Annotated in this window: 1 pseudogene; it reads right to left on the reverse strand. The window is 41.5% G+C overall.

The window, feature by feature from the left end:
- Positions 1 to 143: 143 nt before the first annotated feature.
- Positions 144 to 520, reverse strand: a pseudogene (locus GRP75_RS29025) (alpha-amylase); the annotation flags it as partial.

Raw genomic sequence — 520 nt, forward strand, 5'->3', positions numbered from 1 at the left:
CGGCAAATGTTACATCTTCTTGGTATCTGTGCTACTTTAACACCAAAAAAACACACCCATATGTTTATGAGTGTGTTTTTAAAACCTCAAACCACCGACACTCCTAGGAATGTCATTCCCTCCATGCTTCTTATATTTAAAAATTAAGGCTTCAAGAAAGGCCCGTTTTCACCGATCTTACCAGGAGCAGGATTACCCGGGAGATCAAGTACATATACCCTTAAGTTTCCTTTGCCCGAAACTGCCAGATTGAGCGTCCCATTCGTGACCTCTTTGACGTCTCCGGTAATAGCATCTTTATAAGTGCCGTTAGGAATATTCCGAAAAACAGCTGATTCACTAACAGTAACTAAAGCATAACTGTCTATGCCTTTTGATGAATCCGTATAACGTCGCTTGTACGCCATTTGTCCGCTTACATCTTTTGTAGAATACTGTCCTTTTTGCAAGGCAGGAATACTTCTTCGAATTTGATTCAGTCGCTGAATGTGCTTTACAAGTGGGTGCTGCAGGGTTTGAG

The sequence above is a fragment of the Paenibacillus sp. OT2-17 genome (assembly GCF_009827695.1).
Taxonomy (GTDB): Bacteria; Bacillota; Bacilli; order Paenibacillales; family Paenibacillaceae; genus Paenibacillus; species Paenibacillus polymyxa_B.